The organism is Vallitalea sp., from assembly GCF_025211055.1.
Classification (GTDB): Bacteria; Bacillota; Clostridia; order Lachnospirales; family Vallitaleaceae; genus Vallitalea.
The window spans coordinates 21,664-37,557 of the sequence record NZ_JAOARO010000098.1 but is presented as its reverse complement, the minus strand read 5'-3'; the positions used below and the strand labels follow the sequence as shown (position 1 = coordinate 37,557).

Sequence of the window (15,894 nt, the reverse complement as noted above, 5' to 3'; positions counted from 1 at the left end):
GATGAAATTATATAAAAGATGGGTAGCTTCAATGTTACTTGTAACAATGGTTTTTTCTACATGTATTCAATCAAATGCAGAAGTAATGAAAAATAATTATGAAGAAACAGTAAGTAATAAATTTATAGAATATACAATTAACTCAACTAATGGTAGATTCAGTATAAAAACAGTAAAAGGATTGGTAAATAGAGAAGATGATGATAATCAATCATTATTATATGAAGACATAGTACCAGATACGTCTTTTACAACTTTTAGAATTAACGGTAAGGATTATATTTATGGGAATAAGTATGATTTTTTAAAAAAAGATGGACAATTCAAATATGTACCTCAAACAGTAGATAAATCAAATCAATCAACATGGAAAATTGCAGACATAGAAATAACACAGAAGATTACTATAGTTGATGATGAGAAAAACCCTAATGTAGGAAATGTTAAAGTAACCTATCATGTAAAAAATACTTCTAAAAAAGAAGTAGATATTGGTGCAAGAGTTTTATTAGATACAATGCTTGGGGCAAATGATTCAGCCTCAATAACATTACCTGGTATGTCGCAATTTATTCATAAAGAAACACGTATAGATGGTGCTAACGTACCAATATATTGGAAGGCTATGGATGACTTATTTGCTCCCCAAATCGTATCTTACGGTGTTTTGGGAGGATGGGGGAATGAAAAGCCTGATTCCATAATTATTGGTCATTGGGATGGATTATCTAAAACCAAATGGGATTATTCAGTTAATACTGATTTGGATTTTACATCAAAATATAATAAGTATGGAACAGCTGATAGTGCAGTTGCACTTATGTGGAATCCAAATAAACTTGAGCCATCTGGTGAACGAGTATATGAAACATATTATGGACTAGGCGATTTTTCCACAGTTGGAGATGATAATAAATTCTCAGTAAAAACCTTTGCACCTGATAAACTTAACTTAAATTCTACTAAAACAGGATATATTCAAAATGAATTTGAAGTGGGAGTAGAAATAGATAATACATTAACAGGTGCAGGGAAGCTAACTAATGTTGAAGCTCAAGTTGAGTTTTCATATGGTGTTAAGCTAAAAGGAGGAGAAAGAAAAACCAAAAAAATATCATCAATAGAAGCAGGTAATATGTCAACTATTTCATGGAAAGTAAATCCAATGAAGCACTATAGTTATTCTATTGTAAGATATAAAATTATCATATCAGCAGATAATCTTTCTAATAATATAGAAAAAATAGGTAATATTATTATACCATCACTATCAGGTGAAGCACCAAAAATAAACTTTATTAATTTTTCACCTGACATTATTCATTATGAAGATACTGATACTAATGTAACAGTTATAGGAAATGGGTTGCAACTATTAATGGTTGATGATAATTGGAAAGTATATGCTGAGAATACAGTTAATAATAACCAAATTATTATTCCTAGAAATAATATAACTATCCGAAATAATCAAACCATGGTTATTAAAGTACCAGATGCGTTAAAAGTACGTGGTGAATACCGACTTTATGTAGAATATAGTCAATATGATAAAAAAGAAGTGTTTTGTTTTAAGAAAACATTAAAAATGACTAATGATATAAAATATATGTCCAGAAAATATGGAATATTATTAATAGAAAAAATAAAAAAAGAAATAAAAAATGATAATAATCAAATTGAAGTTTCATATAGTTATGGATTTATTGAAGGTAAAAATGAAAAGGATATTAAGGAGCTTAGGAAAGGTAAAGATATAATACTTGAAATAAGAGGTGAGATGAAGAAGTCAGATAATAAGTATACAGTAATTGGAAAGAAATCAACAATTAACTCATTTATTACCTATACCTATTCAGATAACAGCTTCGATAGAATGCAACCATTAGTTATTGAAAAGAAAAAACGTGATATAGCTCATGAGGCAGACTATATTACTATAAATGGACGAGGTAATCTATCTATTCCAAACCTACCTTTTTGGAATCAGGATTTTTACATTGAATTAGTAGATGGTATTTCCTATTCTTTAAGTCCAGAAAAAGAGGAAAATGAAGATGATAAAAATGAAGTTAAAATTATATTTCCTTCATTAAAATTTGTTCAGAATATAGATGGTTTTCCTATAAGACTAAACAATGCGGTTATTAGAAATAAGGGAATATCTTTTGGTGGATTTCTTGGTTTGAATTTTGGTAATTACAAAGATATGAAAAAGAAATCTGAGAATAATAATGATGATAATAAGAATAAAAAAAGTGATAACAATAATAATGATAATGACGAGGAAGATGATGATCATGGTCTCTTGAAATTTGGAATAGATGTTGAAGATATTCGTTTTGGATATGATAAATATAATAAGTTTAATCTTCAAGGAATTAAAGGTGAAGGAGAGATTGGATTACCTAGTAATTTAATACCTGGTTTAGACTTGGGGGCATCAGCAAGACTTGCTATTGACACATTTGATAATTTTAAAATAGAAGCTGAGGTGGAAATAAAATTCGAGGTTATTGAAGCTAATGGTTTAATTAGCATGAAATTATTAGATGTAGGCGGTGCTAAGATATATATACCAGATAAAGTAGTTTTTTCTGCTGGCGGTGAACCAGGAATTCCTATTATTCCAGCTGCACCAGTAGTCTTTATTAAAAAACTCGGCGGAGGGTTTGAAGGATTATATGATACACTTGCTGGTAATTTTAAGGTATTGCCACCATTAACACTTATAGCTATTTGTGGGGTTGATATAGCTAAAGTATTTGAAGGAGATGATATAACATTAAAAGCTTCACCAAGAGGCTTATCTTTATCTGGTGATTTGAAAATAGCAAAGTTCAAAATATTAAAGCATGCAGAATTAGCTATTGATTTTGCAGATAGATTAGATGCTATTGCATTTAAAATGTCAGCCAGTGCACAGTTAGAAGCTTTTGATATATTAACAGGTAATGTTTATATGACATTTGGAATAGATACGTTAAAACACGGAAACTTAGGTCCAGTATCTATTGCTGGTGGAGGAACAATAGGAGTTAAAGTTCCAGAAGTAATACCATTTATTGGTGGACTTAACATTGGAAATATAGATGCAGGTATTAGTGACGAAAGTGTATACGGTGTATTTCACATATTACATATACCTCTAGGTATCAAATATAAATGGGGAGACTCTATGCCTGTTCTATCAGCTTCGGCTAATGGTATAAGCGGGATAAATAATCTTGGGAAAATAGATTGTATTGATGATAATTCCAATTATGAAGGAACAATTATCTTCGGAGACAATATAAAAAGAATAGGTAGTTCAAAAACATGTTACGCATCATTAGGGGATATTTATATGACACCTAATAATAGACCACTAGTTATTGCTTCTATTGGAAAATTAAAACACACAATAACTATTCCAGAGAATCAAAAATACGCTTTAATTGAAGTTGATTATGAGGGTGATGAACCTAATTTAACAGTAACATCCCCAGATGGACCATACTTGTTAAACAAAGGTGTAAACTATATGCTCCAAGAAATAAAAGCTGAAGATAGTTCTTCTGGTAAGTTAGAAAAAAGAGCGTATATATCAATTGTAAACCCTACAAGTGGTTCATGGATAGTAGAATCAAAGAATAAGAACCAACCAATTGATACAGTACTTATGGATGTAAAGCCATTACCAAAGTTAAATAGTGTAGAAGTGAAAGATAATAATAATACATTAGACGTGGTATGGCAGACTGAAGATGCTGATAATACGGTTATTTCATTATATCTAGCATCTGATAAACAAGATGCTGGGAAGATTATAGCAAAAGATTTACCAGCTTCTAATGGAAAATCCACTGTTAGCATTCCAGATAGCTTTGCATCAGGAGAGTATTATGTACGTGGAGAAATAAAAAAGGATCAAACAACTTATAATAGTGTATATTCAAGTACTAAAATAAACATAGTTAATAAAAATGAACCAAATAAACCAACCAATCTAGTTGTAAATAGTAAGGGAAATGGTATGCTAGGTTTAACATGGAATAAATCATCAGATGCAGACGGATATTATATACAGGTACTTAATGAGAACGGAGAAGAACTACCTGAGATGGGAGTTATTCAATTAAAAGAAAATATTAACCAAGCATTAGTAGGAGGAAAATATAAATATAAAAAGACAGGAAAGAAAGACATTATTGAAGGTAATACAGGTCTTATTCCAGGAAAAACTTATAAAATATCATTAGCTGCCTATAAAGTTGTTGATGGGAGAAAGCATATAACGACTCCAATTATATCAGAAAAGATAGCTTTGCCTATTCCAAAACCTGCTACACTTAACGTAGCATTTGAGAAGAAAGATGGAATATTACAGCAAAAAGTAGATGATACAGGGAGTACTTATTATATATGCAATAATGATAAAATAAATATAGCTTTTAGTGCAAATCAAAATGTGGAAACAACTGTATATATTAATAACAAAAAATATAAGACAATAAAAGGAAATAAGTGGAGTGAGCCAATTAAGTTACAAGAAGGAGAGACTAATATAATTTTTGAGGCAAATAATAATAATGGTGATACTTCAAAAACAGGTTTAAGAATAATATCAGATAAAACACCTCCTGATTTGAAAATTGAAAGTCCTAGCAATGGTGATTTAATTGAAAATAGTATTATTACTGTAAAAGGTGTTGCAGAAGTAGATAGTAAGGTAATAGTAAATAATAAAGTAATACAAACAAATGCAGAAGGGTTATTTGAAACGGTAATACCTATGGAAGAATACATGAATAGGGAAATAACCGTAACAGTAGAGGATGAAGCATTGAATAAAACAATATATAAAGCTACAGTATTTAATAGTACCATTAAAAAAATTAATAATGTAAAAATACAACCTCCAACTTCTGTCATGGGAATAAATATAAGCAAGCAGTTTACATTAATTGCTGTTGATAAAGATGCAAAAGAATATGCTGTTGATAACAAATTAGTTAAGTGGAGTTTATTAAGTGGGGATGGAATAGCTCAGATATCAGATGAGGGTATGCTTAAGACCATGGATGAAGGAGAGGTTATTGTAAAAGCTTCTTATTATATATCTAAAAAATATGCTTATGAAGATGCTATTATTATCCAAGTAAAAGATGGTGTGGTTAATAATGAAATTGCTGGTATAGAAATAAGCCCTTCACAGGTAAAAATGTATACTAATGAAAAGAAAGAACTAAGAGTATACAAAGTGAGTAATGATCTAAGGAGAGAGAAAATAAAAGATAATTTAATCAAGTGGAGTATTGTATCAGGAAAAGACGTTGTAAATATTGAGAAAAATGGCAGACTTAGTGCATTAAAAGAAGGAGTAGCTGTAATTAGAGCATCCTATCTCTATAAGGGAATTCTATATAAAAATGCAAGTATAATTAAAGTTGTAAAGAAACCAGTATATAATTATGAAGATGGTAGTAATAATAAACATGAAAAAGAGGATAATATAGATTCCAAAATACTTAATATTATTAAAAATATTATTATTGCCGAAAAGAATATAAAATTAATAGAAGTAAAAAAAATAGAAAAACAAAAAAATACAACTATTAATGTAGATAAAAAAATTAAAATAACTATCCCTTTGCAGGAAGTATTAGGAGATGTAGGTATTGGGGTAGGAAAAGTACTAGACACTAGTAGTTACGTTAATAATAATATTAAATTATATAGTGACATATACGAAATAATACTAGATCAACCAGTACATTTTGAAAAGCCAGTTAAACTGCAAATACAATATAATCCAAATGAGATAAAAGATGTTAGCAAATTAGCTATATATTATTTCAATGAAATCACTAAAAAGTGGGAATATGTTGGTGGAAAAATAGATACAAAAAATAATATAATTACTGTAGAGTTAGATCATTTTAGCAAATACGCACTTGTTAGTGATAAAAAAATGATTAATATGGAAGATATTAATGGCAGATGGTCACAAGATATTGTTTATCGACTTATTTCAAAAGGAATTATTAATGGTGTTAAGGTAGACAATAAATATTACTATTATCCAAAACGTACTATAACAAGACTAGAGTTTGCTAAACTAGCAGTAGAAGCAAGCAATGTAGAAACAGAAATAATTGATCTTAGCAATATATTTGAAGATGAAGATCAAATACATAAATGGGGATTGCCATATGTAAGTACATTATATAAACATAGTTGGATTAACGGAATTACTGTAGATAATAAGCAGTTTTTTAAGCCAAAACGCCAGATAACAAGAGCGGAAGCAGCTGTATTATTAGGCAAAATACTTAAGATGGAAAAAGATACTAAACCATGTAATTTTAAAGATTATGAGAACATTCCAGAGTGGGCAAGAGATTATATTAATATATTAGTATCAAAAGAAATAATTAATGGTTATCCAGATAATACATTTAGACCTAATGATTTTATAACAAGAGAAGAAGCAGCATCTATGATTGAAAAGTTTAATACAATAAATAATAAAAAGGTAAATGATAACGTAGTAAGTAAATATTAAAATTAAGTGTAGGGTAAAACCCCATTCTGTTTTATGATAGAATGGGGTTTTACTTAACTGGAGCATAGGTAATGAAAATTAAAACAAATGAAAGGTTAATATTTTACATTTAATATGCTATAATATGAAATGATACTATTAAGATGAGTAATCTTATAAAAGAAATTACATGATTACTGGAATGGAGTAATACCAATGAAAAGATTGTTAAGTATATTGATAATAGTAACCATATTTATAGTAGGATGTGGTTCTGATAAAGAAGTAATTAAGATTAATGAAGAAGGTTTCAATCTTTTTTCACAAGGAAAATACCAAGAAGCACTGGAAAAATATAATCAAGCTATAGAAAAATATCCAGATTTTTCTACTTCATATGCTAACAGGGGTATGATATATTATGAACTTGGTAGTTATGATGAAGCATTAAAGGATGTGGATAAGGCAATAAGCTTGAATAGTAAAGATGCAGTAGCTTATAGTAATAGGGGATATATGAATCTTGCTCTGGGAGAAGTCCAAAAAGCATTAGAAGACCTAAATAAAGCAATTAGCCTAAAAAATTATTTTCAAGAAAAAGAGTCATTAGGAATAACTTATACTACTAGAGGTACAGCATATGGATTATTAGGTGAATATGAAAAAGGTATTGAGTCATTTGATAAAGCCCTCAAAATAAATAAGAATGACAAAACAATATATAATGCGAAAGGTATTCTATACAAGGATTGGGGTAAGTATGAAGAGGCTTTGGAAAGTTATAACCAAGCATTATCAATAGACCAATCATATGCTTATGCATATGCTAATAGAGCATTTGTTTTCTTTATCACAAAAGAATATGATAAAGCTCTTGCTGATGCAAATACAGCTATAGACCTTAATCCAATAATACCTCAGGTCTATAATACAAAGGCACTTATATATAGTGAAAAAGGGGAAACTGATAAGGCAATAGAAATCTATGATTTCATTATAGACAAATGGAAAAACTATGCTGATGCATATATTGGCAGAGGTAATGAATATCTTAAGAAAAAAGACTATGGGCAAGCATTAATTAACTATTCAGTTGCTGCTGATTATGGAAATAACGATGCTTTAGCTCAAAAGGGATATCTACATGAATATTTAGAACAGGAAGAAGAAGCAATTGCAGCTTTTGATAAGTACTTAGAAGCCGTTCCAAATAATTATGATATAACAATAGAGATTGGTGATCTATATCAAAAACAAGAAGAATATGAGAAATCAATGGAGTATTATGACCAAGCTATAAAGATAAATCCTGACATATACAATAGTTATTTTAAGAAAGGATTATCTTTAGAATACCAAGAAAAATATGAGGAGGCGCTAAAAATGTTTGGCAAAGTATTAGAAATCAACGAAAATCAGGTAGATGCAAAAAATGAGATTAAATTTATTGAAGAGAAACTAAAAAGGTAGAGTTAAAACCTCCCTTTAGTTTCTATAGGAGGAATTTATATGCCAGAAAAACACTTTGAAATAAAAAGAGATTATGTTGATAGAGTTATACTTGTCTGTGTAGCTACTAGGGAAAATGATTCTTATTGTATAGAATCCCTTAATGAATTAGAAGAACTAGCTAACACAGCAGGAGCTATAACTTTAGAGAAAGTGATGCAAAATAGGGAAAGTGTTCATCCAGGAACTTACTTGGGAAAAGGTAAAATTGCTGAAATAAAAGAGTTAATATATGAACTTAATGCAACAGGAATAATATGTGATGACGAATTATCACCAGCTCAGCTTAAGAATCTGGAAGATGTATTGGAATGTAAGATTATGGATAGGACAATGTTAATTCTAGATATCTTTGCAAAAAGAGCTCATACTAGAGAAGGTATAATTCAAGTTGAACTAGCACAACTTCAATATAGATTATCAAGATTAGCTGGTATAGGAACATCTTTATCCAGACTTGGTGGTGGTATTGGTACAAGAGGACCTGGAGAAAAGAAACTAGAGACTGATAGAAGACATATAAGAAACAGAATATCACAACTTAAGAAAGAGTTATTGGATGTTAAGAATCACAGAGATCTGATTAGAGAAAGAAGGAAAAAACAAGGTAAGGTAAAAATAGCTATAGTTGGTTATACTAACGCTGGAAAATCAACTTTGCTGAACAAATTAACTGATGCAGAGGTTCTTGAAGAAGATAAATTATTTGCAACACTAGATCCAACTACTAGACAACTGATATTACCTAATGGGACAGAAGTTTTATTAACAGATACAGTTGGATTTATTAGAAAGTTACCTCATCATCTTATAAAAGCATTCCATTCTACACTTGAAGAAGCTGTTGTAGCAGATATTTTAATCCATGTAGTAGATAGCGCTAATGAACAAGCCCAGAGCCATATAAGGGTTGTATATGAAACTCTAGAAGAATTAGGTGCAACAGGTAAAACAGTAATAACTGTTTTTAATAAGATTGACAAAGAAGGAAGTAACAAGCATCTTGAGGATTATAATGCATACAAGACTTTACGAGTTTCAGTTAAAGAAGGAACAGGATTAGAAGAGTTGTTGGATATAATAGAGAAAAAGATTCAACAAGACAAAATATTAATTAAAGAAGTTATTTCTTATGATAATGGTAATCTACTAAATCAGATTCGTGTAAATGGACAGATAATAAAAGAAGAGTATAGAAATGAAGGAACTTATATAGAAGCTTATGTAGATGATAAGACATATGGAGAACTAAATAAAATAAAGACTAAAGTACTAATTTAAAATTATAACATACAAAATTAACCACCAAATATTGTGACAATATATAATTAAATTCACAATATTGGTGGTTTTAATTGGCAAAAGGGACTTCAAATATTATATCTAATACCTAAAAATAAAACATAAAACAACATATATTCTAGTATTAATAGCCTATCCTACACATACTATATATAGTGTGCTTGTGTGTGATAGATACATTATATAGTGTTTTGTATATTGACTAGTATGGGTATATATGGTATATTATTATTAATTCGTTGTGAGAGAGGAGACTATCAATGTTTGACGTTGTTAAGAGAGATGGAAAAATAAGCAAATTTGATTTTGCTAAGATTAAAGAAGCAATTACAAAAGCATTTATTGCCACAGATAATAATTACACTGAAGAGATACTTGATATATTAGTGCTAAGAGTTACATCTGATTTTCAAGATAAGATTGAGGATAGTAAAATAACTATTGAAGATGTACAGGATAGTGTAGAAAAAGTTTTAGAGCAGACAGGTTATACAGATGTGGCAAAAGCATACATTCTATATAGAAAACAAAGAGAAAAAATAAGAAATATGAAATATACAATACTTGACTATAAAGAAATAGTCAATAGTTATGTAAAGGAAGAAGATTGGAGAGTTAAAGAAAATTCTACAGTTACGTATTCAGTAGGAGGACTTATTTTACATAACTCAGGTGCTATAACTGCTAACTATTGGTTAACAGAAATATATGATGAAGAAGTAGCAAAAGCTCATAGAAGTGGTGATATACATATTCACGATCTTTCAATGTTAACAGGGTATTGTGCTGGATGGTCATTAAAACAATTAATAGAAGAAGGTCTAGGTGGTGTTTCAGGAAAGATTACATCATCACCAGCCAGCCATTTATCTACTCTTTGTAATCAAATGGTTAATTTTCTTGGAATAATGCAAAATGAATGGGCAGGAGCACAGGCATTCTCTTCTTTTGATACATATTTAGCACCTTTTGTCAAAGTTGATAATCTTACATATAAAGAAGCAAAACAATGTATTCAATCATTCGTATTTGGTGTCAACACACCAAGTAGATGGGGAACACAATCACCATTTTCTAATATTACACTTGATTGGATGGTTCCAAACGATCTTGCTGGATTACCTGCCATTGTGTCAGGTAAAGAACAAGATTTTACATATGGTGACTGCCAAAAAGAAATGGATATGATTAATAAGGCATTTATTGAAATCATGATTGAAGGAGACGCCAACGGTAGAGGTTTCCAATATCCTATTCCAACATATTCCATAACAAGAAATTTTAACTGGGATGAAACAGAAAACAATAAATTATTATTTGAAATGACTGCAAAATATGGAACTCCATATTTCAGTAATTATGTTAACAGCGATATGGAACCTAGTGATATAAGAAGTATGTGTTGCAGATTGCGTCTTGACCTAAGAGAGCTTAGAAAGAAACAAGGTGGTTACTTTGGTTCTGGTGAAAGCACTGGTTCAGTTGGTGTTGTTACTATTAACATGCCAAGAATAGCATACCTAGCTAACAATGAACAAGAATTTTATCAAAGACTAGATAAAATGATGGATATAGCAGCACGTTCACTTAAGACAAAAAGACAGGTAGTAACTAAATTATTAGAAGAAGGATTATATCCATATACCAAAAAATATTTGGGTAACTTCAACAGTCATTTCTCAACTATTGGATTAGTTGGCATGAATGAAGCTACATTAAATGCTAAATGGATTAAATCAGATATAACAAAAGAAGATGCTAGAAAATTTGCTCTTAACGTTCTTGACCATATGAGAAATAGACTCTCAGATTATCAAGAGGTATATGGAGATCTCTATAACTTGGAAGCTACACCGGCAGAATCTACTAGTTATAGATTAGCAAAACATGATAAAAAACAATATAGTAATATATTATCGGCAGGAAAAGAAGGAGAAACACCTTATTACACTAATAGTACGCATCTACCTGTTAACTATACAACAGATATATTTGATGCACTTGATATGCAGGATGAATTCCAAAACAAATATACGTCAGGAACAGTATTCCATGCATTCCTTGGAGAAAAACTTCCAGATTGGAAGGCTGCTGCTAATTTAGTTAAAACAATAGCTGACAATTATACATTACCATACTATACAATTTCACCTACTTATTCTGTATGTAAGACTCATGGTTATATACCAGGTGAAGAATACACATGTCCTCATTGTGGAGCATCTACTGAAGTATACAGTAGAATAACTGGATATTACAGACCAGTACAACATTGGAATGATGGTAAGGCTCAAGAATTCAAACACAGAAAAGAATACGAAACTGATAAATCAACCATAAAATCAATAAATACAAGTTTCATAGCTGAAGAAGAAATTGCAGCAACATCTGAAGTTACAAATAATGCTGAAAAATTATTATTCACTACAAAGACATGTCCTAACTGTCATATAGCAAAACAATATCTTGAAAACAAGAGTGTTAAAATAATTGATGCTGAAGAACATGCTGAACTAGCAGCAAAATATAAAATAAGAACAGCACCAACACTTATTGTTATTGATGATGAGAATGTTAATATATATATGGGACTTTCTGATATTAAGAAATATGCTGAAAGTGAAAAATTAGAGGCTTAATTCATATAAGCTATAATGATATAGGGTATACAGATTCGATAAAGTATTAAATTAAAGGAGACAACGGTTGTATATTGAAACCATATATAGTGATAATACACTCTCGTTACGTTTGTTGCTTCTATCTGTTTTTAAGGTATGGCTGGTAATAGCCAATATTTCTGACTTACTTGAATACAGTATAACTGAAAAAATTGCACGGCTTAATATAATTTTTATAGACAAGTTCTCATTTATACTGTAATATTATACAAGGTTAAATGAGGTTATTACCATAGAGAAAGGAATGTGAGTTATGAGTAGAGCAGATAAGATATTTATTGATATGTGTAGAGACATCATTGACAATGGTTATAGTTCAGAAGGACAAGAAGTACGACCTAGATGGCAGGACGGAACACCAGCACATACAATCAAGAAGTTTGGTGTTGTCAACCGCTATAATTTAGCTGAAGAATTCCCAATTCTCACGTTAAGACCTACATACCTAAAATCAGCAATTGATGAAATTCTATGGATATGGCAGAAAAAATCTAATAACATAAAAGACTTAAAGAGTAAGATATGGGATAGCTGGGCTGATGAAACAGGTTCAATAGGAAAAGCTTATGGCTATCAATTAGGAATAAAACACAAATATAATGAAGGAGAATTCGACCAAGTAGATCGTGTATTATATGACCTTAAACATAATCCAAGTAGTAGACGAATTATGACTAATATTTATAACCACCATGATCTACATGAGATGAATCTTTATCCTTGTGCATATAGTGTTACTTTTAATGTGACTGGTAATAAACTAAACGCTATACTCAATCAGCGTTCTAATGATGTATTAGTGGCTAACAATTGGAATGTAGTTCAATATGCTGCTCTAGTCCATATGTTTGCTAGAGTATCAGGACTAGAAGTGGGAGAATTAGTACATGTTATTGCTGATGCTCATATTTACGATAGACATATACCACTAGTTGAAGAGCTTATATCACGTAAAAGTTATGATGCTCCAAAACTTATTATTAATCCAGAGATAAAGGATTTTTACGATTTTACAGTAAATGACTTTGTATTAGAGAATTATCAAAAAGGTGAACAGATTAAAGGTATACCTGTAGCTGTGTAAGATGTTAACAAAGATTAATTATATGTGGATAACATATAAACTAAAAGGGTGATTTGTGGATGAACTTAATAGTTGCTGTGGATAATAATTGGGCAGTAGGTTATAACGGTGGATTACTTACCTATTTACCAGGAGATTTACCTTACTTCAAAGAAAAGACAATGAAAAAAGTTGTTGTCATGGGAAGAAAAACTTTAGAGTCCTTACCAAAAGGAAAACCTCTAAAAGGAAGAAAAAACATAATCTTAACTAGAGATAGAGATTTTACTTGTGAAGATACTATAGTGTGTCACAGTAAAGATGAAGTGTTAGATTATATCACAAGGTATGAATCTGATGAAGTATTTATTATTGGTGGTGCCGAAATCTACAAATTATTTTTAGATAATTGTGAGAAAGCCTATATTACTAAGATATATGATGAACTCCCTGCTGATAAGTACATCACTAACTTGGATGAACTTGATAACTGGAACATAACATGGAAAAGCCAAATGAAAGAATATGAAGGGCTTAAGTTTCAGTGGACAATATATGAAAATAATAAATTAGGATAAATATATGAAAGCTATCAATTTATAAGGGTAAAGTGTTAAAAAGCCTTATGAATTGATAGCTTATTATTATAATTATGTACTGCATTTATTAAGCTTAATATTTCTAATGAAGAAAGCTATACTACCAATAAGTCTCAGTATTCCAACAAGTATCAAAGTAAAATAGATTGAAGTCATATCTTTCAGCCATACTGAAAAAATTGGGGCAATGGTAGCTGATATGTTGATTAATATACTATAAATAGCTATATAAATAGTTCTATTCTTATCTGGTGTTACCTCCAATAAAAGGTTAAATAATATAAGTATGGTTCCAGCTGTTGAAATTCCAACTATAATATTAAATATTACTAACTGCAAAAGGCTTTTTGAGAAAACATATAGTAATGGAGTAATTGCCATTCCCAGGGTTGCTAAAGCTAGTGCCAGGCTATTACCTTTTTTATCAGCAAATTTTGCCCATCTAGTAGATGCAATAATTGAACAACCACCGTTTACGATTGTCATTATACTCAACCAAGATTCATTAGCGTGTAAAATCTTAATAGAATAAATACTGAATAGGGGCCAACCCATTTGCCAACCAAAGTGGAACATAAGTGAGCATATGATAAAAGTAATCAATTTCTTTTGCTTAGGAATATCTTTAACTGTCTGTAGAAATAGTGCAAAATATTTTTCTTTTACAACTTCTTCCTTGTCCTGTCTGTTCTTGAATCTAAGTAACATGATGAATTCAATAATACCAAATACGAAGGCAATAAAGAAGAAAATCTGATAAAGAACAATGGTTTGCTGGGGTGTCTTAGGTATCAGTGTAAGAGCTTGACCTGATATAAAAGATATAATCAGTCTAGAAAAATCTGAGTACCTATTTCTAACACTCATAGCTCTACCTCTATTACGAGGAGTGAAAATATCTCCCATTGAAGATTGATAACCCATTATTGCTATTGAACCAGGGAAATTCATTAAACCAATTAATAAAACAAATAAAAAAGGCTTGTTAACACTACCTAGAAAAGGAACAGTAACTATTAACAAGTATATCAGTTTCTGTGCTAATAAAAATTTACTAGTAATCTTTGTTTTGCTTTTTGCTGATTCTATCATAAGAGCACCAGGTAGAAAAGCAAAAACACTTAATAATGCAGGTAAAGAATTGAGTAATGCAAAATGATAGTCATTACCCCCCAGTCTTTCAGCAAATTTTGCAAAATAAGGTTTAACTAAGTTTATGGATATAGAAAATGCGATACCGTTATATATATTAACTTTAATGTTATTATCAGTGATACCTTGTTTTTTAGACTTATTAAAAATCATAATATACGTCCTTTTTTTTGGCATTAAATAAATAGTGCTACTAAACGTTCAAGTCTGATTGTAAATCCAATATAATAAAAAGTCAATAGAATAGTAAAATACTTTATAAAAATAAAAGAATCAGGAAAAATTTATAAATAAATATTTTTTTACTATGCATGTATTTATAATAAATACAAATAATAAAAGAAAATATAATTACTAAGATGAGGTGTTATTATGAGTAAGAAGGTATTTCTTTGGGAATTTGTAGGTCTGATTGGTGTCATTATATTGTGGGCTATTCTTCATATATCTTATAAGAATACTGGAATAATGAGTTTAACATTATTCTCAGCTGTTAATGAAAGCATATGGGAGCATGTTAAAATAGCATTTTTTTCACTTTTTGCATTATATGTTGTAGAAACGTTTTTTATATCTAGATATTGCAAGAACTTCTGGTATAGTAAGATGATAGGGTTATTAGTTGTAATTATTACTTCACTTATAATATTCTATGTATTATCAGGTGTCAATTTACCTTTTTATGTAGTAGATATAATTGCAGGTATAGTAGGTTTCATTACAGCTCAGATTATTAGTTATAGAATATTGATATCCGAAGTTAATCATTCCCAATATGAGAGAGTATATATTTCTATGGTAATATTATTGATTATACCATTTTTTATCTTTACCTTTTATCCAATAAAAACAGATATATTTAAGGATATATCCACAAATGCTTACGGAATATTTTTTAGATGACTATATGGTTTTATGTATTGGGAAATTTGAATAAATATTATTTGATTTGATATAATTGTAACCATAATAAGAATATTAGTATTCAACATAAATCGCCTATTTATTTTATATTATTACAAAAAATATAAAATATTGTAGACAAAAACTTAAAATTAATTT

8 protein-coding genes are annotated in these 15,894 nt (G+C 29.8%); 7 read left to right on the top strand and 1 reads right to left on the bottom strand.

Annotation, left to right across the window (positions count from 1 at the left end; translation table 11 throughout):
• The first annotated feature begins 1 nt into the window (after window position 1).
• From N4A55_RS15630 to N4A55_RS15605, 6 genes are all read left to right on the top strand, one after another.
• The gene (locus N4A55_RS15630) at window positions 2-6,547 is read left to right on the top strand and encodes an S-layer homology domain-containing protein (RefSeq protein WP_293758142.1); all 6,546 of its coding nucleotides are present in this window, start codon (window positions 2-4) and stop codon (window positions 6,545-6,547) included.
• Window positions 6,548-6,742: 195 nt separating this feature from the next.
• Window positions 6,743-7,996, top strand: a complete 1,254-nt coding sequence (locus N4A55_RS15625; RefSeq protein WP_293758139.1) for a tetratricopeptide repeat protein — start codon at window positions 6,743-6,745, stop codon at window positions 7,994-7,996.
• A 39-nt stretch (window positions 7,997-8,035) separates the two neighbouring features.
• Complete coding sequence (gene hflX / locus N4A55_RS15620) at window positions 8,036-9,316, top strand: GTPase HflX (RefSeq protein ID WP_293758136.1); 1,281 nt, start codon at window positions 8,036-8,038, stop codon at window positions 9,314-9,316.
• A gap of 281 nt (window positions 9,317-9,597) precedes the next feature.
• Entirely contained in the window at window positions 9,598-11,976 is a 2,379-nt protein-coding gene (locus N4A55_RS15615; RefSeq protein ID WP_293758135.1) for a ribonucleoside triphosphate reductase, read from the top strand.
• 295 nt (window positions 11,977-12,271) lie between these two features.
• A complete protein-coding gene (thyA, locus tag N4A55_RS15610; RefSeq protein WP_293758133.1) occupies window positions 12,272-13,102 on the top strand; it encodes a thymidylate synthase in 831 nt (276 codons plus the stop codon).
• Between the two features lie 59 nt (window positions 13,103-13,161).
• Entirely contained in the window at window positions 13,162-13,659 is a 498-nt protein-coding gene (locus N4A55_RS15605) for a dihydrofolate reductase (protein ID WP_293758131.1), read from the top strand.
• A gap of 72 nt (window positions 13,660-13,731) precedes the next feature.
• Here N4A55_RS15605 and N4A55_RS15600 read toward each other — a convergent pair whose 3' ends face one another.
• Window positions 13,732-14,985, bottom strand: a complete 1,254-nt coding sequence (locus N4A55_RS15600; protein WP_293758129.1) for an MFS transporter — start codon at window positions 14,983-14,985, stop codon at window positions 13,732-13,734.
• 219 nt (window positions 14,986-15,204) lie between these two features.
• Here N4A55_RS15600 and N4A55_RS15595 point away from each other — a divergent pair, with 219 nt between their 5' ends.
• Window positions 15,205-15,735, top strand: a complete 531-nt coding sequence (locus tag N4A55_RS15595; protein ID WP_293758127.1) for a DUF6512 family protein — start codon at window positions 15,205-15,207, stop codon at window positions 15,733-15,735.
• Window positions 15,736-15,894: the final 159 nt, after the last annotated feature.

What these genes read in the sequence shown, in the direction of transcription:
- thyA (WP_293758133.1), top strand. Translation starts at nt 12,272, where the DNA reads ATGAGTAGAGCAGATAAGATATTTATTGATATGTGTAGAGACATCATT.
- N4A55_RS15605 (WP_293758131.1), top strand. Translation starts at nt 13,162, where the DNA reads ATGAACTTAATAGTTGCTGTGGATAATAATTGGGCAGTAGGTTATAAC.
- hflX (WP_293758136.1), top strand. Translation starts at nt 8,036, where the DNA reads ATGCCAGAAAAACACTTTGAAATAAAAAGAGATTATGTTGATAGAGTT.
- N4A55_RS15615 (WP_293758135.1), top strand. Translation starts at nt 9,598, where the DNA reads ATGTTTGACGTTGTTAAGAGAGATGGAAAAATAAGCAAATTTGATTTT.
- N4A55_RS15625 (WP_293758139.1), top strand. Translation starts at nt 6,743, where the DNA reads ATGAAAAGATTGTTAAGTATATTGATAATAGTAACCATATTTATAGTA.
- N4A55_RS15595 (WP_293758127.1), top strand. Translation starts at nt 15,205, where the DNA reads ATGAGTAAGAAGGTATTTCTTTGGGAATTTGTAGGTCTGATTGGTGTC.
- N4A55_RS15630 (WP_293758142.1), top strand. Translation starts at nt 2, where the DNA reads ATGAAATTATATAAAAGATGGGTAGCTTCAATGTTACTTGTAACAATG.
- N4A55_RS15600 (WP_293758129.1), bottom strand. Translation starts at nt 14,985, where the DNA reads ATGATTTTTAATAAGTCTAAAAAACAAGGTATCACTGATAATAACATT.